The sequence below is a fragment of the Polyangiaceae bacterium genome (genome assembly GCA_020633205.1).
In the GTDB taxonomy this organism is placed as follows: Bacteria; Myxococcota_A; Polyangia; order Polyangiales; family Polyangiaceae; genus JAHBVY01.
Genome location: JACKEB010000010.1, coordinates 1379282 through 1399605, shown reverse-complemented (window position 1 = coordinate 1399605; position 20324 = coordinate 1379282). Strand labels below are relative to the sequence as shown.

General features: G+C 63.9%; 20 protein-coding genes. 11 read left to right on the top strand and 9 right to left on the bottom strand.

The features are described from left to right. Window positions 1-2: 2 nt before the first annotated feature. The 3 genes from H6718_05850 to H6718_05840 all read right to left on the bottom strand — a co-directional run bounded on the left by H6718_05850 (window position 3) and on the right by H6718_05840 (window position 3667). A complete protein-coding gene (locus H6718_05850) occupies window positions 3-2000 on the bottom strand; it encodes an acetyl-CoA carboxylase biotin carboxylase subunit (GenBank protein ID MCB9584899.1) in 1998 nt (665 codons plus the stop codon). A gap of 104 nt (window positions 2001-2104) precedes the next feature. Further along, a complete protein-coding gene (locus H6718_05845; GenBank protein ID MCB9584898.1) occupies window positions 2105-2794 on the bottom strand; it encodes a hypothetical protein in 690 nt (229 codons plus the stop codon). Window positions 2795-2833: 39 nt separating this feature from the next. Then, window positions 2834-3667, bottom strand: a complete 834-nt coding sequence (locus tag H6718_05840) for a glycerophosphodiester phosphodiesterase (protein ID MCB9584897.1) — start codon at window positions 3665-3667, stop codon at window positions 2834-2836. A gap of 105 nt (window positions 3668-3772) precedes the next feature. On the opposite strand from H6718_05840, the gene H6718_05835 reads away from it, so the two are divergent. Both H6718_05835 and H6718_05830 read left to right on the top strand, forming a co-directional pair. After that, window positions 3773-5080 carry a hypothetical protein gene (locus H6718_05835; GenBank protein ID MCB9584896.1) on the top strand — a complete coding sequence of 436 codons (1308 nt, stop codon included), beginning with the start codon at window positions 3773-3775 and terminating at the stop codon, window positions 5078-5080. Between the two features lie 275 nt (window positions 5081-5355). Further along, a complete protein-coding gene (locus H6718_05830; GenBank protein ID MCB9584895.1) occupies window positions 5356-6615 on the top strand; it encodes a hypothetical protein in 1260 nt (419 codons plus the stop codon). 55 nt (window positions 6616-6670) lie between these two features. On the opposite strand, the gene H6718_05825 is transcribed toward H6718_05830, so the two are convergent. Further along, complete coding sequence (locus H6718_05825; protein MCB9584894.1) at window positions 6671-7108, bottom strand: DoxX family protein; 438 nt, start codon at window positions 7106-7108, stop codon at window positions 6671-6673. Window positions 7109-7230: 122 nt separating this feature from the next. Between H6718_05825 and H6718_05820 the strand changes: the two genes are divergently transcribed. After that, window positions 7231-7686, top strand: coding sequence for a hypothetical protein (locus tag H6718_05820; protein ID MCB9584893.1), 456 nt, complete (start codon window positions 7231-7233; stop codon window positions 7684-7686). On the opposite strand, the gene H6718_05815 is transcribed toward H6718_05820, so the two are convergent. After that, window positions 7687-9330, bottom strand: coding sequence for an acyl-CoA carboxylase subunit beta (locus H6718_05815; GenBank protein MCB9584892.1), 1644 nt, complete (start codon window positions 9328-9330; stop codon window positions 7687-7689). 190 nt (window positions 9331-9520) lie between these two features. Here H6718_05815 and H6718_05810 point away from each other — a divergent pair, with 190 nt between their 5' ends. The 8 genes from H6718_05810 (at window position 9521) to H6718_05775 (ending at window position 15666) form a co-directional block, all read left to right on the top strand. Beyond that, on the top strand, window positions 9521-9895 hold the full coding sequence (locus H6718_05810) for an RNA-binding S4 domain-containing protein (GenBank protein ID MCB9584891.1): 375 nt from the start codon (window positions 9521-9523) through the stop codon (window positions 9893-9895). A gap of 391 nt (window positions 9896-10286) precedes the next feature. Further along, window positions 10287-11390 (top strand): PAS domain-containing protein, encoded by a 1104-nt coding sequence (locus tag H6718_05805; protein MCB9584890.1) that lies wholly within the window; start codon window positions 10287-10289, stop codon window positions 11388-11390. A 124-nt stretch (window positions 11391-11514) separates the two neighbouring features. Beyond that, entirely contained in the window at window positions 11515-11880 is a 366-nt protein-coding gene (locus H6718_05800) for a roadblock/LC7 domain-containing protein (protein ID MCB9584889.1), read from the top strand. A gap of 56 nt (window positions 11881-11936) precedes the next feature. Then, window positions 11937-12911, top strand: a complete 975-nt coding sequence (locus H6718_05795) for a response regulator (protein ID MCB9584888.1) — start codon at window positions 11937-11939, stop codon at window positions 12909-12911. Between the two features lie 111 nt (window positions 12912-13022). Beyond that, window positions 13023-13838, top strand: coding sequence for an AAA family ATPase (locus H6718_05790; protein MCB9584887.1), 816 nt, complete (start codon window positions 13023-13025; stop codon window positions 13836-13838). Further along, window positions 13807-14346 carry a hypothetical protein gene (locus H6718_05785; GenBank protein MCB9584886.1) on the top strand — a complete coding sequence of 180 codons (540 nt, stop codon included), beginning with the start codon at window positions 13807-13809 and terminating at the stop codon, window positions 14344-14346. Before H6718_05790 ends, H6718_05785 begins: the two co-directional genes overlap by 32 nt. Before the next feature lie 12 nt (window positions 14347-14358). Continuing rightward, window positions 14359-15117 carry an FprA family A-type flavoprotein gene (locus H6718_05780; protein ID MCB9584885.1) on the top strand — a complete coding sequence of 253 codons (759 nt, stop codon included), beginning with the start codon at window positions 14359-14361 and terminating at the stop codon, window positions 15115-15117. Then, window positions 15118-15666, top strand: coding sequence for a hypothetical protein (locus H6718_05775; protein ID MCB9584884.1), 549 nt, complete (start codon window positions 15118-15120; stop codon window positions 15664-15666). A gap of 90 nt (window positions 15667-15756) precedes the next feature. Here H6718_05775 and H6718_05770 read toward each other — a convergent pair whose 3' ends face one another. From H6718_05770 to H6718_05755, 4 genes are all read right to left on the bottom strand, one after another. Further along, entirely contained in the window at window positions 15757-16380 is a 624-nt protein-coding gene (locus H6718_05770) for a hypothetical protein (protein ID MCB9584883.1), read from the bottom strand. A gap of 249 nt (window positions 16381-16629) precedes the next feature. Further along, complete coding sequence (gene dusB, locus H6718_05765) at window positions 16630-17808, bottom strand: tRNA dihydrouridine synthase DusB (protein ID MCB9584882.1); 1179 nt, start codon at window positions 17806-17808, stop codon at window positions 16630-16632. An 88-nt stretch (window positions 17809-17896) separates the two neighbouring features. Further along, complete coding sequence (locus H6718_05760; protein MCB9584881.1) at window positions 17897-19615, bottom strand: peptidase M14; 1719 nt, start codon at window positions 19613-19615, stop codon at window positions 17897-17899. 43 nt (window positions 19616-19658) lie between these two features. Continuing rightward, a complete protein-coding gene (locus H6718_05755) occupies window positions 19659-20324 on the bottom strand; it encodes a redoxin domain-containing protein (protein ID MCB9584880.1) in 666 nt (221 codons plus the stop codon).

Genomic DNA, 20324 nt, shown 5'->3' with positions numbered 1-20324 from the left:
GGCTAATCGGCGTCGGCGGGCCCAACAACCACGAGCACGCTCGCGTCTTCGACTTGATCGCCTTCGGCCACACGCACTTCTTTGACCACGCCGGCCTCCGCAGCTTTGACCGAATGCTCCATCTTCATCGCTTCGAGGATCACCAGCACCTGGCCCGCCTCCACGACCTTGCCTGTTTCCGCAAGGAGTTTCACGACCTTGCCGGGCATGGGCGCGATGCAGGCGCCGGCCTCCACCTCGGCCTCCGCACGTTTGAAGCGGGGCACCACGGAGAACGCCGCCGAGCCCGCGACTCCGGCGACGAACACCTGTTCCCCACGCATCCGCACGCGGGCGCTGCGGCGCATGGGAGCGCTTTCTCCCAGCGTGAACTCGTAGCGCAGCAGGTGCTCTGCGGCGCTCCAGGCGAGCGCGCGGCAGCTCAACTCGGTATCGCCGACGGTGATGGTCAGTTCCCCGCCACCTCGGTTCTGGTACTCCACCCGAGTCACGTCGCCTGCGTGCTCCAGCTCGACCCACTCACGTTGAAAGCGGTTGTTGCGGAAACCCGGTTCAAGGGCCGGTAGTGGCCGCTGCTCGCTACGTCGCGCTTCATGCAGCGCCAGCGTGGCGACGGCCAGTGCCTCCGCGCTGGGGCCCGACTCGCCGCCAGCGTCGCTCAGGTGTTGCTGAATGAAATGGGTGTGGGTGTTGCCCGCCTGGAACTCCTCGTGTCCCAGCACTCGCAGCAAGAAGGCCGTGTTGGTCTTGAGGCCATGGATGCTGCCGAGTGATAGCGCGCGCTGCATGCGCGCGATCGCCTCCTGGCGGTCCTGTCCCCAGGTGATCACCTTGGCCAGCATCGGGTCATAGTGGATGCCGATCTCGCTGCCGCTCTCGATGCCAGCATCGATGCGCAGCCCATCCACCGCGGGCAACCAGAAGTCGACCACCGTGCCCGTGGTGGGCAAGAAGCCATTGGTAGGGTCTTCTGCGTAGATGCGGCACTCCACCGCGGCGCCGTTCAGGCTGAGCGTGTCTTGCTCGAGGTCCAAGGCTGCGCCGCGTGCTACGCGGATCTGTTCGCGCACGATGTCCACGCCGGTGACGGCTTCGGTGATTGGGTGCTCGACTTGGAGGCGCGTGTTGACCTCCAGGAAGTAGAAGTTGCCCTGGGGATCCAGGATGAACTCCACCGTGCCGGCGTTGAAGTAGTTCACCGCCTTACCGACCGCCACTGCGGCCTTCCCCATGCGATCGCGCAGTTCTGGGTTCAGGGCGGGGGAGGGGGTCTCCTCGATGATCTTCTGGTGACGACGCTGGATCGAGCACTCGCGCTCGAATAGGTGTAGGAGCTTTCCGTGCTGATCCCCGAGGATTTGGATCTCCACGTGGCGAGGGGAGGTGATGTACTTCTCGATCAGCAAGGTGTCGTCGCCGAAAGAGCTCTTCGCCTCGCGCTTTGCTCCCTCGATAGCGGGCTCTAGGTCGGCCTCGCGCTCCACGACGCGCATGCCCTTTCCGCCGCCGCCCGCACTCGCCTTCACCAGCACCGGGAAGCCGATCTTCAGCGCCTCCTTGACCAACGTGGCGGTGCTCTGGTCGTCGCCTTCGTAGCCCGGAATGACCGGTACCCCCGCGGCTCCGACCAGGCCTTTGGACACCTTCTTCGAGCCCATCTTGCGGATGGCTTCTGCGCTTGGGCCAATGAACGTCAGACCCGCAGCGGCGCACGCCTCGGCGAACTCGGCGTTCTCCGCCAAGAAGCCGAAGCCAGGGTGCACGGCGTCGGCGCCAGTCTGCTTGGCTGCTGCGATTAGCTTATCCACGCGGAGATAGCTCTCGCTGGCAGCGGCGCCGCCGAGCGCTACTGCTTGATCCGCCAGGCGTACGAACGGCAGGTCCCGGTCGGCGTCGCTGAAGACGGCGACGGTGCCGACGCCCATCTGATGTGCCGTACGCATGATGCGGGCGGCGATTTCTCCACGGTTGGCGACCAGGATGCGGCTGACGCGATGCATGAAGACGGACGCTAACTCAAGGTCGTCTCCTTGGGTACGCCGGGCGCGCTGAAACTGGATTCCAGCTCACGCGCCGGTTTGCCTGCTTTGGAGTCCGGCTCCCGCTAGCGCCCTTCGCCGACAGCGCGGCTCTCGGGTGCCTCGCTGAAGCTGATGTCCGCTGCTCGCGGCGCGCGCAAGCGAGTCATGGAATTGCGGACCGATTCGACCGGGTGCCGTGGCGTGTCCGTGTGACGCACGGCACTGACCGGCAACGAGAGGCGCTGCCACGCGCCGCGCATGCTGCTGGGTCGAGACGCCAAGCTCGCGCGCCGCAGCTCATTCAGCTGCACGCGCCGATCGTGGCTCTCGATGCGAAGTGCGAAGTCGGTCGCGCGGCGTTCGATTTCCCTGAGCAGCACGCCGCGGCGCGCTGCGGGGTCAGGCAGCGCGAGCACCCCGACTCGACGCAAGGGAGTCCACATCGGGACGGCGATCGCTTGCATGCAACCGAGCGTCGGGGAGAGCCAGCTCGGAACTTCGAGGATCAACGTCCGCTCAACGTGGCTCAGCCAGAGGCGCAGGCGAGACTCGAAGAGGGTCGTGACTTCGCTGCTGCTGGCGATCACGCCGTCTCCCTGGGATCCGCGCAGCGGGTCGACCACCGCCGCGGCGACCGCGGGCGTCGTCAACCAACGCACCTCGTCCACGAAGTCGAGCAGGTTGGGTGCTTGCCCCGAACGGGACCCGTCGCGCAGGAAGATCCCACTCTGGGTCTGCGGGTGGTCTGACTGGCGGAGCGTGCGGTAGGTCACGCCCTGATTGAACGGGCTTCGAGCCCGGACCTTGAGAGATCAGCCGTTTCGCGCGCTGTTGACCAGCAAATCTGGGCGATCCGACATGATCCCGTCGACGCCGAGGCGCCACAGCGCTCGCATTTCTTCCCCCTCGTCGATAGTCCAGACATGCACCTGAATCCCTTGGCGGTGCGCTACGTCGACCAAATGTCGGGTCACCACGGGCAACACCCCGACCTTAAGTGGCAGCTGGAGTGCGTCGTAAGGGGGCTCCTCCCAGCGCCAGAGTCCGAGCCGCGCGGCAATCAGGAAGCGCAGGCTCTCCCGGGTGCCCGCCGACGTAGCCACTTGCCCTCGCGATACCTCACGGAAATCCTGCACGAGCGGGTCGAAGCTCGCGGCGATCAACAGCTGGTCGTGCAGACCTCGGCGCTCGATCAGCTGCCACATGGGGCGTACGATGTCCGGCTCGCGCTGCTTCAGCTCCAAGTTGAGACGCACTCCCGGGAAACGCTCCAGGGCCTCCTCCAGAGTCGGAATCGTCAGCCCCTTACCGCGAAACGGGTAGCGCCCGTCTTGATAGAAGCGGTAACCCACATCCAGCTGCTTCAGCTCGCTCAGCGTGAAATCGCGGATGAGGCCCGAGCCGTTGGTCGTGCGCTCGACCCGAGAGTCGTGGAAGAGCACCAGGTGCCCATCTCGCGTGCGGTGCACGTCGCTCTCCAGATGCGAACAACCAAGATCCAGGGCGCCGCTGAAGGCCTCCAGGGTGTTCTCTGGCCACATCAACGAACCGCCGCGGTGCGCGAAACACAAGCGATGGCTACGATACGCCCCCGCAGTGTCGTGGGCGCCGTTGAGGTTCTCCAGGAATGCCCGAGGCGGCCTCATGAAGCCTGCGTTCGCGTGCGGCATGCTGAGAGCATACTGAGCGGTCGTCGCTTGGCATACCTCCGCTTAACCTTCGGGCGGCTTGCCCAGTAGACTTGGTGTTTCATGGCCCGAACTCCGCTTGCTGCCGCGTTTCCACGCATCCACCGCGTGTCTGGATACCGCGGGCTTGGATGCGGCGCGCTGACGCTCTTCGGGCTGTGCCTCGCTCTGCCCGCGGCCGCCCAGAGCATTGGGGGCGAGGTCGAACACCACGTCGATCAGGGGCTGAAGTCCAAGCAGCGCTCCTCTCCCCCAAAAAAGAAGAAGAAGACCAAGGCCAGGACGTCGAAGAAGGCGCCGCCCCGTCGCACACCCGAGCAGCGTGGTTACTGGTCAGGGGATCCCAACGCCGCCACCCAGCCGAAGGCTCCGGAGACCAAGTACCCGATCCGCATCCTTGGCGGCGGCTTGCGTATCGATCCAGGCATTGGTGGGGCGTACCGCGGCTGGCGCCCGCAAGGTTACCCTGCCTTGGATGTTTCCACGCAGAATTATTATACCTGGAGCGTGGACGTCGGCGTGGGCTTCTTTGGCTGGGTGACGCTGCATCACGGCTACTTCGAGTCGAACTCCGCCGCAGCTCCGAGCCGGCCGGAGGCTGCGATCACGGCCCGCGCGGGCAACCTCGCGCCGAAGCTCACCAAGGCCCTGGGTGTGATTGGTTTCCCTGCGGTGAGTTTCATCTGGGAGCCCATCTTTCGCTATGAGACGCGCGCGTTCGAGACCACGGTGACGCCCAGGCAGGCGGTGCGTGTGATCCCGCACTCCGCGAGTCCGAACCAGCCGGTCACGGACTTTCCGTTGACCACCCGCCCACTCACCATGGTCAGCGGCTTCGAGTCGTTCATCGTGGGGGTCAAATACAACCATGACAAGGACCCGACGGGCATCGTGCAGGTGCCGAAGGGAGACTTCCCCGAGATCTACTTCGGCCTCGGGCTGACGAGCTACTCCAAGCCCTATCAGGTTCGCGTCGACGACTTCGTATTGGATGAGCTGGTCTTCGATGCGCGTTTCCGTGGGGCAGGGCTGGCGTTTGGCGGTGACACGAACCGCACGCCCACGAAGTTCTACGGCAGCCTCTCGAGCCAAGTCGGCTTGGGGGAGGTGCTGTTGCTCGATGACTACAGCCTGAACGACGCGCTGCCCGACGACTGGCTGATCGGCTACGTGCAGGGGGACCTGACCTTCGGCTACCTGCACCCGCTCTTGAAGACCGCGCCCACGCTGCTCGGCGGCATCGAAGCCACGGTGGGAGGCATGACGTTCTTCTACTTCAAGACCTTCCAAGCCGAAGGCGAGCGCGAGACGCCGCCCCTCAACTGGGACTTCCTCTGGGGCCTGCGCGCGTACCTCACGTTGCCGCTGTAGTTTTGCTGCCTCCCCCCGCGCTGCCTGCGGCAGCACGCCCCCTCCTTAGCCGGACGCGACTCGCTCCGCTCGCGCGCGCGGCTGGAGGGGGACCAGACCGTGAGGAATCGGGACGTCAATGATTGGGAGCTGTGCGGTGGGGTATTCCCTTGCGTGGTACCGTCTCGACTATGGTCCAGGCGCAACGAAAGACGCACACCAGGCAATCCCTTGGAGACGCTTTGGAGAGTTCGGTCCACTTCGTTAGGGAGGTTTCGGGAAGGGAGCGCGCCATCATGGCGGCCTTCGGCGACTTCCCAAACCTCGCATCCAACATGAGGGTGTATCGCAAAGGGGCGCGGCGGCGGAAGTTCGATCCAGTCGTCGCCGCAGCCGAACTCCCCTCCGGCGACTCTCTCAGCTTCTATCTCGAATCCGACGACGGCGATTTCATTCGGAACTTTTACTGCTCCTCGGACCGCCAGTTCTCGCTACGTGGGACCTGGGCCGCGCATGACTCGCCGGAAACGGTGCGCGCGATTTGGCTGCGTTGGTGTCGTGAAAATGCTCTCGCGCTCCGGATCGACGAAGCCCACCTGCACCCAGAGAGTGACCGCGGGCTCATCCTCCGCGACAGGAACCGCCGCAGCTGGCTCCCACATTCCAGGAGAATCTCAGCATCAGTCCCTGCGGAAATAGAAGAGGTGTATTGGTGGAGTGCGTTCAGTACAGAGCTAGTGAAGCAGCTTGGCCGCGCGCGCTTCTTGAGCGCGCCGGCTGCCAGCGTTGAAGAGTTGAAGGACGGCTCTATGCTGGTATGTGCTCTGGAAGACCCGGATCGACTCTTCGAGCCTGAGGGCGTGGAGGCCCGTGCGCGCATTCGTTCGCATTTATGTGAGAGCGTTGCGCTCGATCAAGAACGCGAGCGCCTACGCCGCCGAGCGTCCTTGCTGGCACCAGCGGAGACGCGTTGGGATCCCTTGGTGGAGGAGCTGCTCACCGCCGTCATCGCCCGCAATTACCCGCGGCACATGGCTCTGCGCCTCTTCAGCCGATTGCGGAACTTCCGGCCTCCACCTATCGTCGAGCAAGGCCCGCTGGATGAGCTGGAGGCGCCGTCCCGCGCTGCTGACGAGCGGATTTCAGACTACGTGCGCTGGAGCGAGAGTTTTCGTGAGTTCATGTTGAGGCAGTGCAAACGCAACACCAAGTCGCCCCTGGCGCGTGCAGTGCGGTTCGGTGAGCCGGAGGTCTTGCCGCGCTTCGAGGCCTACAACTGGGTCTACCCCTTCGGGCGCCAAGCCGTATTCGTTAACCCGCGACTTGAGGTACAGCTGGGGGCTTACCTCGGTTGCCTGATCGTTGATCAATTTCGCGGCGAGTGGGCTCCGGGGCTGACGACAGACGACACGGCAGTCGTCGTGGGTGGTCGTGCTTGGTATCCCTTCTTGCGTGCGCGAAACTACTTGGTGGGTCGGACGCGGGCGCAGCTCTTGAGGTACTCGTTGTATTACTTTTACCGGACGATCGAGACGTCGCTTGCCGAGGCCAATTGACTACACCCTCGGCTTGAAAAAACCGCAGGGAAACGCAGGTCGTCACGAAATCGTCTCACCCACGCCGCAGGGGAACCAGCGCGCGCAGCGCGGGGCTCCTGAGCCACAGACCGAGCCACAGCATCGCGCCGATGTAGACCGGGAACAGGATGTGGCTGAACCACGGGTCGCCCATGCGCACGTGGGTAGCAACGGCGCCGCCGAGGTAGCCGGTCCATAGGATGGCGCCGAGCACCGCGGTGCGTGGCAACAGGTAAGTGATGAGGCACACCAGCTGGGTGACGCCCAAGGGGAGCAGCACCGCTGGGTCGTAGCCGAGCTTCTGCGTGCCCTCGACCGCTGGTTGGCTCGCGACGAGCTTCATCGTGGCGTCCATCAGCAGGAAGGCGACTGGCAGGCCGCTGAGGATGTAGCCGCCGATTTTCGCCCCGCGCGACGGTGAGACGTTTGAGTTCGAGTTGGGGGCGGCAGCTGAGAGCGCGAGGTTTTGCATGGGCTTCTCCAATTTTCCTGGGTTTCAGTACATAGACCGCCAGGTTTGGGGGAACTCATCGGTGGCTTCGCAGTATGAGTAGCCGCACGCCGCGTTCAGGCCTTTCGTACGAGTCTTCAGTTATGGAGCCCCAGCTCACTCAGTCCGATCGTGAACACCTCAAGGTGCTCAGCATCCTGTTCTACGTCTACGGCGCATTTCAGGTGCTAGTCGGCTTTGCGGGCGGGATCTACGTGCTCATGGGCGGCTTGATGCTGAATGATCCGGCGTTCTCCAAGAGCAGCACGCCGCCGGTTGCAGAGGCAGTGCCGTGGTTCTTCATCGGCGTCGGGATCTTCATCTCGCTCTGGCTCTGGCTCTTGGCCTCGCTCTCCATCGCCACCGGACGCAGCCTGGGGCAGCGCAAGCGCCACGTGCTGTGCATCATCGGCTCCGCGTTCATCCTGCTGAACATGCCGCTAGGCACGGCGCTGGGCGTGTTCGGGCTGGTCGTGCTGCTGCGCCCCAGCGTGAAGGCCGCGTTCAATCGACCTGAGGCGTTCCCCCAGCACAACGCGCCGTACCCACCCGCTATCTGATCAGTGGCGGAAGATCCCCCAGCTCGTGCTGCCTTCGACCTTGGCGTTGAGCGCGGCTGACAGGCTGATGGCGATCACATCGCGAGTGTGGCGCGGGTCGATGATCCCGTCGTCCCACAAGTGGGCCGTCGAAAATAGCGGGTTGCTGTCGTTGTCGATCTGCATCTCGAGCATCTTCTTCATCATCTCGAGCTGCTGTTCATCCACCTCAGTGCCCTTCTTCGCAGCGGCGCCGCGCTGGATGATCTCGAGCACGCCGGCGAGCTGCTTGCCGCCCATCACCGCGATGCGGTGACTCGGCCAGGTGAAGAGGAAGCGAGGCTGATAGGCGCGGCCGCACATCGCGTAGTTCCCCGCGCCGTAGCTCATGCCCATCATGATGGTGATGGCAGGGACGGTGCTGTTGCTCACGGCGTTGATCAGCTTCGCGCCGTTCTTGATGATGCCTTCTTGCTCGTACTTTTTTCCGACCATGAAGCCGCTGATGTTCTGCAAGAAGATCAGCGGCACGTCGTTTTGGTTACACAGCTGAATGAACTGCGCGCCCTTGTTGGCGCTCTCGCTGAACAGCACGCCGTTATTCGCCAGGATGCCAACGGGGTATCCGTGAAGAAACGCCCAGCCGCACACCAGGGTAGTACCGTACAGCGGCTTGAACTCGCTGAAGCGCGAGCCGTCTACGATGCGCGCGATCACTTCACGCGCGTCGAAGGGCACACGTAGGTCCGCTGATGCGATGCCGAGCAGATCCTCTGAAGAGTAGAGCGGCGCCTCCACTTCACGACGCGGCGTCGGGCCGTGCTTGCGCCAGTTCAGGTGCGCCATGATCTCGCGACCCAGGCGAATGGCGTCGGCTTCGTCTTCTGCCAGGTAGTCGCTCACCCCCGAAACTTTCGAGTGCATCTCCGCGCCACCGAGCTCCTCGTGATCCGTCTCCTCGCCGGTGGCCATCTTCACCAGAGGCGGGCCCGCCAAGTAGACCTGCGCCTGTTGCTTCACCATCACGGTGTAGTCGCTCATGCCGGGGATGTAGGCGCCGCCGGCGGTTGAGCTGCCGAACACCAAGCAGACCGTGGGCACACACTGTTCAGAGCGCCGCGTGAGGTCTCGGAAGGTGCGACCGCCGGGCACGAAGATCTTGCTTTGGTTTGGCAAGTCAGCGCCGGCGCTCTCCACCAGGTGCATGGCGGGCAGGCGATTCTGTTCGGCTATTTCCGCGAGGCGATGACTCTTGAGCACGCCGTACTCGCTCACCGCGCCGCCCTTCAGCGTGGCTTCGGTCGCGGTGATCAAGCACTCAACACCGCTGACCACCCCGATGCCGCCGATGTTGCCGGCGCCGGGGGAGTTGCCGCTGACGTCGTAGCCGGCCAGCGGGCAGAGCTCGAGGAAGTGGGAGTCGCGGTCGAGCAGCAGCTCCACGCGCTCTCGGGGCAGGAGCTTGCCTGCGTTCTTGTGGCGCTCGACGTACTTGGGGCCGCCGCCGGCGCGCGCCTTGGCGAGCAGCTCGTCGACCTTGCCCAGCACCTCTAGGTTCGCGGCGCGGTTGCTGACGAACGTCTCGTCTTTGGCTTGAACCTTGGTCGGCAGGACGGGGAACTCCTGCACGTTGCTGGCGGTCGAGCGCTGGCTGGCTGTGATCATCGGGCGCAGGCTACTACGAGGCGCACGCTCCGCTAAGCCTCGCTCATCGCGTCGCCGGAGGCAGGGAAGTTGCTGCCTGGAATCGAGTTACTAGGTATCGCGTCTTCATCCACACCCGGAGTTCACCCCAGGTGCTCTGCCGAGTCACGGCTTTCCGACCAACGCCCGGGGCGAGTGCTATAGCTTGCCGATGGAGTCCGTTCGACTCGATCGCTGGCTATGGGCCGCGCGCCTCTACAAGACGCGTACGGCCGCGGCAGCCGCCTGTACGGGCGGCCTGGTGAAGCTGAACGACACCGCAGCCAAGCCGGCAGCCAAGCTGAAGGTCGGAGATCAGGTGCGAGCCCAAGCGCCGAGAGGGCTAGTCATCTTGGAGGTCGCGCAGCTCGCTGAGAAGCGCCTCGCGCCTGCTCCGGCGCGTGAACTGTACGTCGACCACTCACCTCCGCCGCCGCCCCGCGAACAGCGCATGCAGGAGATCCCGATCCGTGATCGCGGCGCGGGGCGACCGACCAAGGCCGACCGCCGCGCGATGGAGCGCTTGCGCCGCTGGATCGACGAGTAGTCGCACTCTCCAGCATTTGGAGTTCGTGAAAGCGGCTCCCTCACCGCCAAGCCGAGTTGGGTGTGGGGGGGAGGACCACCAGCGCAGACCCCCGAGAACCACCCAAAGCCCGCACACCTTGCGTTTGGAGGTGGCTCGGTGCGCCCAAGCTTGCGCGAGTCGCCACGCGGAAACGTACCATGGCACGATTCGCGCAACCTGTTCGTGCTGAAACGCCGCTAACGTCGAAACAGGCGCAAAATCGTCAGTTGACACTGACCGATCCTGACGCCTGGCCATCTCCGACTGGCGGATACCGACGCGTCCATCGACGCGTCTGTCGGTTACGTACGGAAACGGCTGAAAGTCAGCGCGTACGCGAGCTGGCCCACTGGTTGCACATCAAAGGTGCATGACCGTCGCGCTCAAGCTGATTCGCACAGAAAATGCGCTGCACGAAATGACCGCTCAGGAGCACGCACGAATCCTGGGCGCATTGCCCGCAGCCGTGATTGGCCTCGACGCGACGGGCATCATCGTGTTGGCCAACGAGAGCGCGGTGCGGGTGCTGGGCCGCCGATCCGAACAACTCATCGGAACACACGTAGAGGACGTGCTGGTTTCGATGGACGAGATCCGTCGGGCAGCGGGGGACGCGTATGACGCGCGCGCAACCGGGCACGCCGCAGAAGACAGCGGTCGCGTCTTTGGCTTCGATGTGACGCGCCTCGATGCAAATCAACCCGGGAGCGCCGAGTACGCGGTGGTGTTTCGCGACATCACTGGCTTCCAGCAGCTGCGCGACGAGCGGGACAGGCTGCTGCGCTTGGCGGCGGTCAGCGACATCCTGCCGTCGGTTTTGCACGAGTTGAAGAACCCGTTGGCCGCGATCAGCACTTCGGTCGAGCTGATGCTCGAGGAACTTCCAGAAGGTACGACCCAGGAAGACTTGCACGCCGTGCTCACCGAAATGCGGCGAATGAAGCTCACCCTGGAGGGGCTCGGCTCCGTCGGGCGATCGCTGCTCGGCACTCGAAATACCGCCGTCGATCACGCGCTGCGCGACGCCGTGCGTGTGCTCGGGGCACAGGCTCGGTCGCGGCGCATCGACGTCGTGAGTGCAATCACGGACATGCCGCTCTTGCCCATGGATATCTCGGTGGTGCGGGCGATCGCGTTCAATCTGATCACCAACGCTGTCCACGCCTGCGACGCGGGCAACGAGATCAAAGTTGGAGCGCATTTCGACCCCAAGACCAAGCTTTTCACGCTGAGCGTGGAGGACACGGGGCAGGGCATGAAGCCCGAGGTGCTCGAGCGCTGCACGGAGCTCTTCTATACGACCAAGAGCAAAGGAACGGGCATCGGGCTCGCGCTTTGTAGCGGCGCGGTGCGCTCCGCTGGGGGCGAATTTAGTATCCGCTCGGAACTGGACAAGGGGACCGTTGTGGAGATTCGGCTGATGGTCCCGGAGCGTGTTGCTCCTCGCGGACCACGCCGCGCAAAGCGCGGCTGAGTATTAAGTCGCCTGTGTTCTGGGCGTATATCCGTGGGGATTTTGAGCGTGGCCGCGAGCAGGCCTCGCTGGGAGTTGGTGCGCGTCGCGACTGACGCGCCAAGAACGAAGGAGAACGAGGAGCATGGCAAGGACCGAGGAACTCAACCGCATCCTGCGATCACTACAGTCGGGTACCCCTGAGATAGAAGCCAGCGCGCTCATCTCTGATGATGGCCTGATGATCGCGAGTGCGCTCCCGCAACACTTGGACGAGGTGCGCGTCGCCGGCATGAGCTCGACGTTGCTTAGCCTTGGTACTCGCGCGTCGAGCGAGCTCGAACGCGGAGGCCTGCAACAGGTGCTGATCCGTGGTGACAACGGGTTCGCGGTGATGGTCACGGCGTCTGAAGGCACGATGCTGCTCACGCTGACCACCGCGGAGGCGAAGCTCGGGCTCATCTTCTTGGACATGAGTCGAGCGGTCAAAGAGATCCGCAAGGTGCTCTGAACTGCCGACTTACGCTGTCAGACGAGTTTCGGAGGTCGAGGTAGGAGATGGCCCTGGTGTTACTAATCGAGGACGAGGAGATGCTGCGCTCTTCGATGTCGCGCGGAATCGCCAAGCTGTCCGGTGTCGAAGTGGACGACGCCGGGTCGCTGGAAGAGGCGCTAACGCTCATCGACCGTTGCCCACCGGACGTCATCGTTTCCGATATCGACCTCCCGAGGAGGAGTGGGCTCGAGCTACTCGGGGAGCTGGGCCAGCGCCGCCTGCAGATCCCCGTGATCTACGCTTCGGGCTACCTCACCGCTTACCGCTCACAGATCCCTCAACACGCTGACGTTGACGTGATGGAGAAGCCCGTGAGCTTGGAGGAGCTGCGTTCGGCGATCGAGCGGCGGCTGAGCCAGAGCCGAAGCTCGATGGAGATCGCTCCCTTCTCCGTTCCTGACTACCTCCAACTGGCCTGCATGGGGCGGCACTCGGTGGTCGTGGACGTGGAGCGCGCCGGGCAACGCCTGGGAGAGATCGTCGTTTGGAAGGGAGACGTCGTTTCCGCGAGGGATGATTCAGGGGTGGGTGACGCAGCGCTACGCCGGCTGGCTTTCATGAAAGGCAGTGGCGTGCGTTGCCGAACGTTGCTCGAACGTCCGACGGAGCAGAACCTCGAAGGAAACTGGGAGTGGCTGCTCATGGAGGCCGCGCGTCAGGCGGATGAGCTCGGAGAGACCGCTGATGAATGGCAACCCGAGCAGCACTCTGGGGTGCTCCGTGCCGGGACCCCGGTGGACGAACTGGACTCTCTGGAGCCGCAGGCGTTCGAAGCAGAGGTCCCCGTGGAGCCAGAGCTCAGCCCGGTAGAGCAAGCCTTCAACGAGGCTTGGGACCGAGGTATCGAGGCCTTGCTTGCGAAGCGCTACACGGTCGCTCTGTTGGCTTTTCAAGAGGCCGGGGAGTTGAACCCGGAGGACCCAAAGGTGCGGGCCAACCTGAAGCGCTTGAGCGACATGGGGATCGTGGAGCCACCTGCAGACTGAGCTGCAGATGGACTTTGGCGGCGTGTTGAAGCCGCGTGGAATCAATTGTCAGGATCGCGCCTGCGGCGTGACCGAAGTGAGACGCGAACAACAGATTGCTGGGTGGAAATCATGTCACGTAGAATCTCAATAGTCAGTCAGAAGGGCGGCGTTGGAAAGACGACCGTCGCCCTAAACCTGGCGCTCGCGCTGGCTGAGCGTGGACGTCGCACACTGCTCGTGGACCTGGACCCGCAAGGAGGTATTGGTCACGCGCTGTCTCGAGGCGATACGGAGCTCGTCGGTCTGGCGGACCTCCTGATGGGGCAAATTCAGCCAGAAGAGGCGATCTTGCCGACCAAAGTGCCTCGCCTTTCGCTGTTTCCGCGAGGTAGACTCGACCCGACGGATGTCTGTGACTTCGAGCTAGCACTCGCGTCAACCGGTGTACTTGACTCGACATTGGCGAAGGTCGAGCAGGGATTCGAGATAACCATCCTAGACAACCCGTCTGGGCTAGGTCTGATCACGCGCGCTGCGCTCACGCTCGCCGATTTCGCGCTCATCCCGTTTCAAGCGCAACCCCTAGCGCTCCGCTCGACGTCTCAGGTGTTGAGAGTGATCGACCGCGTACGCGGCGGTGAGAACCCCAAGCTTCAGCTCCTGGGGATCTTGCCCACGATGGTCGAGCGCGACAATGACGCCTCCCACGCTGTGATGATGGATATCTGGAGCAGCTTCGAAGCTGTCACTGACACCACTATTCCGCGCGCAAACGTGTTCGCCGATGCGAGCTTGCGTGGACTACCGGTCGGGTTCCTGTCGGGACCCGTTTCACCCGAAGCCCGTCGCTTCGAAGTGTTGGCTTCCGAAGTGGAAAGCCTGATGGACCAGCTCACCCCAATGGAGAAGCAAGATGTCGTACGACCAGAGCGTGCCCTCCTCTGATTTGGAGTTCGCAGTACAGCTGTCGCGTCGCCTGCGCGAGGACAGCCACAACACGTCACGCCTCGACCCTCGACCGCGCTACGTGCGCTTCGACGCGCGGCGCTTCTTGCCCGGCGGCGTTGAGCTAGGCCAGCGCAAGAGCCGTGCGTTCGGCGCCGAGGCGTGGAACCAGTTGCTCGATGGCTGTATCGGGATCGCGCAGGCTGACTCCGCGTTCCTGATGGAGCCGCAGGGCTTGGTCGTCGCCGCCCGAGGCAAGCTCACAGCCGACGTTGCCGAAGGCATCGGAGCGCGATTGATGCTGGCGCTGGAGCAGGCCGCGCAGATGTCGACGGGCAAGTCGCACACGGTGTGCGTGGAGTTCGACGGGCGTTGGCTTACCGGTGTGCGGCTGAGCGTTGGAGACACTCAGCTCACCCTGGGGGTCACCGCGGAGCTACCGCTGCCCAAGGATATCCGCGAGGCACTGGAAGAGTTGATCGCTGCGACCAACGCGGTTGGGGACTGAGGAGGCGGGAAAATGAGTACGGTCTTATTCGAGAGCGAAGGACACAAGAACGTCCTACTGCCAGTGTTCGATCAAGGCGAAGCGGTGCCCGCGAACCAACATGTGGTGGTTCACGGTAAGGAGGGGATGATCCTCGATCCAGGCGGCCACAAGGTTTACTCCCGCGTACTCTCCGACACCACGTCGGTGCTCAAGGGCGCGGAGTTGAAGTACATCCTGCTCTCTCATCAGGACCCCGACATCGTGGCCGCGACGAACGGGTGGCTGATGACGACGGACGCGACCGCTTTCACGCCCTCGGTGTGGAAGCGCTTCATTCCGCACTTTGGCCTCGACCGTCTGGTGATCGACCGACTGACGGGGGTCCCGGATGGTGGCATGCGCTTCGAGCTCGGTGGCCAGGAGCTGTTGATCCTACCTGCGCACTTCCTGCATTCTTGCGGAAACATTCAACTCTACGATCCAGTCTCGAAGATCCTGTACACGGGCGACCTCGGCGCGTCCCTGGGACAGGACTACGATGTGGTGACCAACTTCGATGCTCACCTCGAGTTCATGCAGGGCTTCCACGAGCGCTACATGGCCTGCAACGCTGCCATGCGACTCTGGGCGAATATGGTCAAGGGGCTCGACATTGAGATGATCGCGCCACAACACGGCGCTCGGTTCCCGGGCAAAGAGCTGGTCGGTCGCTTCGTCGCCTGGGCAGAAGAGCTCAGGTGTGGCGTGGACCTCATGGCGAAGACGATATCAATTCCAGGGGGAAACTAAATGAGCGCAACCTACGCGACCTTTCAGGCTCTCAAGCAGTTCTTGGGCTTCGCTGAGCAAGACGCTGAGAACCTGAAGAGCCTAGCCCCGATCTTCGAGCGACTGGGACCGGCCATCACCGATGCCTTCTACGAAACCTTGGGCCGCAACGCGGACACCGCGAAGTTCCTCGAGGGGCGAGTCGACCAGCTGAAGCGGACCCATCGTCAGTGGATGGGGGAGCTATTCGCCGGCGACTACGCGGAGGCGTACTTTGAGTCCCGTATGCGGATCGGCTTGGCACACGTCCGCATCGGCCTCTCGGCGTATTGGGTCGAAGCCGTGATGAGTGTGATCCGGTCGGAAGGACTCAAGGCCATGGCTCAGGAGATCAGCGATCCAACGCAGCTCGCGAACAAGGCCGCGAGCCTCGCGCGGATCTGCGATCTAGACCTCGCGATCATCAACCTCTCGTACGGTGAAGACCGCCTCGATCGGCTCAGCGAGTTCACAGGCATGAAGCGCGTGCTGATCGAGAACATCATCAGCATCCCGCGCAAGGCGAGCTAGGTCGTCCAGCGCTGCAGTTCGTCCAGCGCTGCAGTTCGTCTAGCGCTGCAGTTCGTCTAGCGCTACAGTTCGTCTAGCGCTGCAGTTCGTCTAGCGCTGCAGGCCGGGGATCGTGCGCAGCACGCCAGGGTTCAAGAGCTTCGGGCGCTCGAGGGGAGCAGGCGGGCCTTCCTCGTCCTGCTCGCTGTCCTGATCGGCGCCAGCGCCACCCGCGCCGGCGCTCTGCGGCGCCTCCGGCTCGTCTTCTTCTGGCTCGTCTTCCGCCTGGTCTTGGACCTGTTCCGGCTCGTTGTGGTCGTTGGACACCTCTGGCTCGGGCGGCGGAGGGATCTCGCGACGGATGGGCTCGGCGGTGCGTCGGGGCGCCGGTGCGGGTCGCGCGCTGAGCGCGCGATTCCTGTCGCTGAGCCGCTGTAGGCTTCCGCGCCGGGTGCCACCACTCGCGCTGACGCTCCCGTTCGAGTCACTGTCCGACCCGCTCAGCTCATCAGCAGCAACGGCGCCACTCAGTCCGCTTTGGGTGGGGATCCCTGAGCGCGGACCGAGGCCGCGCGTCGCCTCGGCGGTGCCGAAGAGCTGCGCGGGGGTCGCGGGGACGACCAGAGCGGTGAGCAAGCTGACGACCAGCGCTAGGGTGAGTAGCGCGAAAAATGGCGTCCAGCGCCACTCCAGGAGTGACCCGCGCTCAGTGCCGCTAACCTTGATGCCCTGCATGACAGTCGCGTGAAGTCTAGCCGGGCCGGGTGCCTCAGCCAACGTAGCTTTTCGCCCGCTCAGCCGTCATGGCTGCCGGTTTGTCAGCGACCCCACACGGCGCCGCGAAAGCGGCTGAAATCATGGCTGTTCGCTCGCGACAGTCTGACAGAGGCGTGGCGGATCCGGGCGGCGCAGGACTCGCTTTTCGCGGTGGGGTGGGGGGCTTTGGCTCTGCCGGGGGGAATCGAGCCTCGGGCATCGGACCGATCAGCCGCCGCTGGTCGCGTCCTCAGCCTCCGCCCCGGGCGGCGTGTCGTCCTCTAGGTCGTCCAGATATCCGTCGGGGAGCGCGACCTGCTGAGTACCCGAACTCTTGCCGCGCGGAACCCGCATCGCGCTCGGTGGGAAGACCTGGTCCCCGTCGACGCCACTCGCGATGCGCCGCAGATCCTCGATGCTCTCGATCTTCATGAAGCTGCCGCGCAGGGCAGCGCTACCTCGAAAGCCCTTGGTGTACCAAGTGGTGTGCTTGCGAAAGGAGCGCACCGCCATGCGTTCGCCGAACCAAGACGCCAAGAGCTCGGCGTGGCGCAGCATGATCGCCATCACTTGACCCAAGTTCGGGGGATTCTCTGGGCGCTTGCCTTCGAAGATCTGCGCCAGGTCGCGGAACAACCAGGGGCGTCCCAGGCACCCACGCCCGACGATCACCCCGTCGCATCCGGTCATACGCATCATGCGTAGGGCGTCTTCAGCCTCCCAGATGTCGCCGTTGCCCAGCACGGGAATGCTGAGTTCGCTCTTCAGTGTGCCGATTGCGTCCCAGCGTGCTTCACCGTCGTAGAGCTGAGCTGCGGTGCGGGCGTGCAGGCCGACCGCAGCGCAGCCTTCATCTTGCGCGATTCGGCCCGTGTCCAGAAACGTGTGGTGCTCCTCGTTAATTCCTATGCGGAATTTGATCGTAACCGGGATGCGCTCCGCGTTGCTCACCGCGGCGCGTACGATGTTGCGAAGCAAGCGCGGCTTGACGGGGATCGCGGCGCCGCCGCCTTTACGCGTCACCTTGCGCACGGGGCAACCGAAGTTCATGTCGATGTGATCGACGCGCCCTTCACCGATCAGGCGCTTGACCGCTTCGCCCACATAGTGGGGATCCACACCGTAGAGCTGCAGGCTGCGCGGCGTCTCGTCCGGTCCAAAGTCTGCAAGCTTCAGGGTCTTGTCACGGCCTTCTACCAGCGGTCTCGCCGTGATCATCTCGCTGACATAGAGCCCGGCGCCAAACTCGCGGCAGATCGCGCGAAACGGATAGTTCGTGACTCCCGCCATCGGCGCGAGCACGACGGGGGGCCACACCTGGAGGTCACCAAGCTGCAGCGGCTGAAACTCACCGCTCTTCGCCGGCTTGACCTCGCTGTTGACTTCGTTTTGGTAGATCGCGTCCATTGCTGAATTGCCGCGCGTACTTAGCGCGGGTTAGAGCATGCGCCAGCTGCTGCGCCGTGGCACACAGAACCCGGTAAATAGGGCTGGTTTAGCTACGCGCGAGGGTCACACGCTCGTGTGAATAGCCTGTGCGGGGACAGCCCGCGCGCACTTCCAGCTCACCTTGCCCGCGCACCACGAAGCTCCTCACGGCGACGCTCCCACTGGAGCTGCGCGGGTAGTGAATGGCGGAGGCGTAGTAGCCTCTCCCCCAACCCTCGAGGTGATCCAAGGATTGGATACGGCCACTCGGGCTGACTAGCTCCGCGCTGGGGGGCAGCTCGATTTCCACGATCGGCGCTGTGTTCCAGTCGAGCTTTTTTGCGGAGGGGATGCCGTACGTGGCGAGGTAGCCGACGTTCTCGAGGCGGCAGTCGATGCGGTAGGTGTCGTCCCCTAGCCGATGTTGCTCGATCGTGAGTTCGAGGTGTGGGCACAAAGCTGCTACCCGGAGGAAACAAGCGCTCTGCGCATTGCAGACGTCGTCGATGCGCTCATAGGGCGGGTTCCAGATCCCTACGAGGGGCAACAGCCCACCCACTTCGACTTCCCCGAGTTGGGGGTGAGAGAACGCCTTCCAGGGTTGGAAGATGCGTCCGTGGTTGTGTTGCTTGTCCCACTCGACCGCGCGCTCGTGGTCGCTCTCGGATGCATGGCTGTAGGCGTGCACGAAGGGGTGTTTGCGCTCCATGCCGATTTGCTTGAAGAAGTCCCACAGCTCAACCACGTAGGCCATCGCGCCTCGCTGGTGATAGCCGTAGTCGCTCATGTCGCCGCGTAGCGGCTTGTCCGGTTCGTACGTGAACTCCTCGTAGCCGCTCACGACGGGATAGCCGGTGAACTCCGTCGCCCACGCCTCGAGCTGCTTGAAGATCGCCAAGTCGCCTTGGTCCATCTTGTTGTCAGCGACGTCACCGCGCGGGCGGATGAAGACACCACCGAAGGTGTGGAAGTTCAGCCAGGCGAACAGCGACGTGAGGCGTGTGGTGTACTCCAGCACCGCGCGTGACTCCGGTTCGCTCCCCGGGTAGTCACCCGCGCCGAGCTGCTCGTGCTCTGGAGCCCAGGCGTAGGGGAAATTCCGGTTCAAGTCCGGAGCATGATCACTGAGCATGGTCGGCGTTGGCACGTGCACTCCATCGAAGTGCTCGATCACGCCCTCGGGGTACACCAGGTAGTACGGTCCTGCGTCTTCCAGCCGCCTGCGACGCATGCGGCCATCCGGCGTGGCGACGAAATCACCGCATGCGGCTTGCTTGCGCATCAAGAGTGCGCGGCCGTCGCCATCTACGTCTTCGAGCTTCCAGTGCGGTTGTCCCCCGTCCGGTCTGTTATCGCGCGGAACCGAACGCAGCCAACGGCCAGTCTTCAGTACCTCCTCCGCACCATCCGGGGAGATGCGGGGCAGCACGTAGAACAGCACTTCCTTCAAGCGTTTCCGCACATGCTCGGGCAAGCCATGCAGCTCAGCGTCGGGCTCCAGATGGAGCCGCAAGACGTCTTCAGCGATCCCCAGCGCCGCGCTGGAGCCCATTACTTCCGAGGCGTGCATGTTCCCGTCGACCCACACCGCGGGTCGGCTGCGCTCAGGCTCGGGACCGATCACCAGCAACCAAAGGTCGCGCCCCTCGCCAGACCGTCCGATGCTCTCGAGGCGGACGAGCCCAGGGAACGCATCAGCCCAGGCGCGCAGCTGATCCGTCAGCTCGGCGTAGTTGAGGTACTTCTGACGGAAACCGTGGCTGAGGTTGCTGAGCGGCGTCGACATGCGCCGGTTGTACACCAAGCGCGGGTCTCTGCGGGCCCGCTTGCTAGCGCGCGCAGCCGATGCGTTTCGACATGCCCCAGCGCGTACTCATCCCGACGTCCGTGCCGCGGATCCGCCCTTGGGAGTCCAGGTAGTAATTCGTGGGGAAAGCCTCGATGTGGTACGCGCGCAGCGCTTCCGCGTTGCCCATCAGCACCGGGTACTTGATGCCGTGTTCACGCACGAACTGGGCGATGGCTGCGGGATCTTCGGAGTCAGCCACGATGGACACCATCGCCTCGTCGGAGCCCAAGTTTTCGTAGACTGAGTTCAGCGCTCCAAACTCCTGACGACACACGGTGCACCAGGTGGCCCAGAAGTGAACCTGGACGCGTTTGCCTTTTAGCTCTTCGAGCCCGAAGCGCTGACCATCCACCGTTTGTAACTCGAGTGGTGGTGCCTGGACTGTGCCGTCCGTGGGCAACAGAGAGTGCGTGCGCCAGGTGCTCGCTGCGAAGTAGATCAGGATGACTACGCCGGCTTGCAGTACCCAGCTCAGCCATTTGCGGCGGTGGCCGCGCGGCTCTTGCCCTGCGGAAGCGTCCACGGGCGCGGACTCCGACGGCTCTGCATCTGACGGCTCTGCATCTGACGGCTCGACGTCTGACGCGTCCGACGGCTCTGTGTTCGTGCTCGGATCGGACGCCTTGCTGAGTGAATCGTGGCTCAT

What these genes read in the sequence shown, in the direction of transcription:
- H6718_05850 (MCB9584899.1), bottom strand. Translation starts at nt 2,000, where the DNA reads ATGCATCGCGTCAGCCGCATCCTGGTCGCCAACCGTGGAGAAATCGCC.
- H6718_05840 (MCB9584897.1), bottom strand. Translation starts at nt 3,667, where the DNA reads ATGAGGCCGCCTCGGGCATTCCTGGAGAACCTCAACGGCGCCCACGAC.
- H6718_05835 (MCB9584896.1), top strand. Translation starts at nt 3,773, where the DNA reads ATGGCCCGAACTCCGCTTGCTGCCGCGTTTCCACGCATCCACCGCGTG.
- H6718_05830 (MCB9584895.1), top strand. Translation starts at nt 5,356, where the DNA reads ATGGCGGCCTTCGGCGACTTCCCAAACCTCGCATCCAACATGAGGGTG.
- H6718_05825 (MCB9584894.1), bottom strand. Translation starts at nt 7,108, where the DNA reads ATGCAAAACCTCGCGCTCTCAGCTGCCGCCCCCAACTCGAACTCAAAC.
- H6718_05820 (MCB9584893.1), top strand. Translation starts at nt 7,231, where the DNA reads ATGGAGCCCCAGCTCACTCAGTCCGATCGTGAACACCTCAAGGTGCTC.
- H6718_05815 (MCB9584892.1), bottom strand. Translation starts at nt 9,330, where the DNA reads ATGATCACAGCCAGCCAGCGCTCGACCGCCAGCAACGTGCAGGAGTTC.
- H6718_05810 (MCB9584891.1), top strand. Translation starts at nt 9,521, where the DNA reads ATGGAGTCCGTTCGACTCGATCGCTGGCTATGGGCCGCGCGCCTCTAC.
- H6718_05805 (MCB9584890.1), top strand. Translation starts at nt 10,287, where the DNA reads ATGACCGTCGCGCTCAAGCTGATTCGCACAGAAAATGCGCTGCACGAA.
- H6718_05800 (MCB9584889.1), top strand. Translation starts at nt 11,515, where the DNA reads ATGGCAAGGACCGAGGAACTCAACCGCATCCTGCGATCACTACAGTCG.
- H6718_05790 (MCB9584887.1), top strand. Translation starts at nt 13,023, where the DNA reads ATGTCACGTAGAATCTCAATAGTCAGTCAGAAGGGCGGCGTTGGAAAG.
- H6718_05785 (MCB9584886.1), top strand. Translation starts at nt 13,807, where the DNA reads ATGTCGTACGACCAGAGCGTGCCCTCCTCTGATTTGGAGTTCGCAGTA.
- H6718_05780 (MCB9584885.1), top strand. Translation starts at nt 14,359, where the DNA reads ATGAGTACGGTCTTATTCGAGAGCGAAGGACACAAGAACGTCCTACTG.
- H6718_05775 (MCB9584884.1), top strand. Translation starts at nt 15,118, where the DNA reads ATGAGCGCAACCTACGCGACCTTTCAGGCTCTCAAGCAGTTCTTGGGC.
- H6718_05770 (MCB9584883.1), bottom strand. Translation starts at nt 16,380, where the DNA reads ATGCAGGGCATCAAGGTTAGCGGCACTGAGCGCGGGTCACTCCTGGAG.
- dusB (MCB9584882.1), bottom strand. Translation starts at nt 17,808, where the DNA reads ATGGACGCGATCTACCAAAACGAAGTCAACAGCGAGGTCAAGCCGGCG.
- H6718_05760 (MCB9584881.1), bottom strand. Translation starts at nt 19,615, where the DNA reads ATGTCGACGCCGCTCAGCAACCTCAGCCACGGTTTCCGTCAGAAGTAC.
- H6718_05755 (MCB9584880.1), bottom strand. Translation starts at nt 20,324, where the DNA reads ATGAGCCACGATTCACTCAGCAAGGCGTCCGATCCGAGCACGAACACA.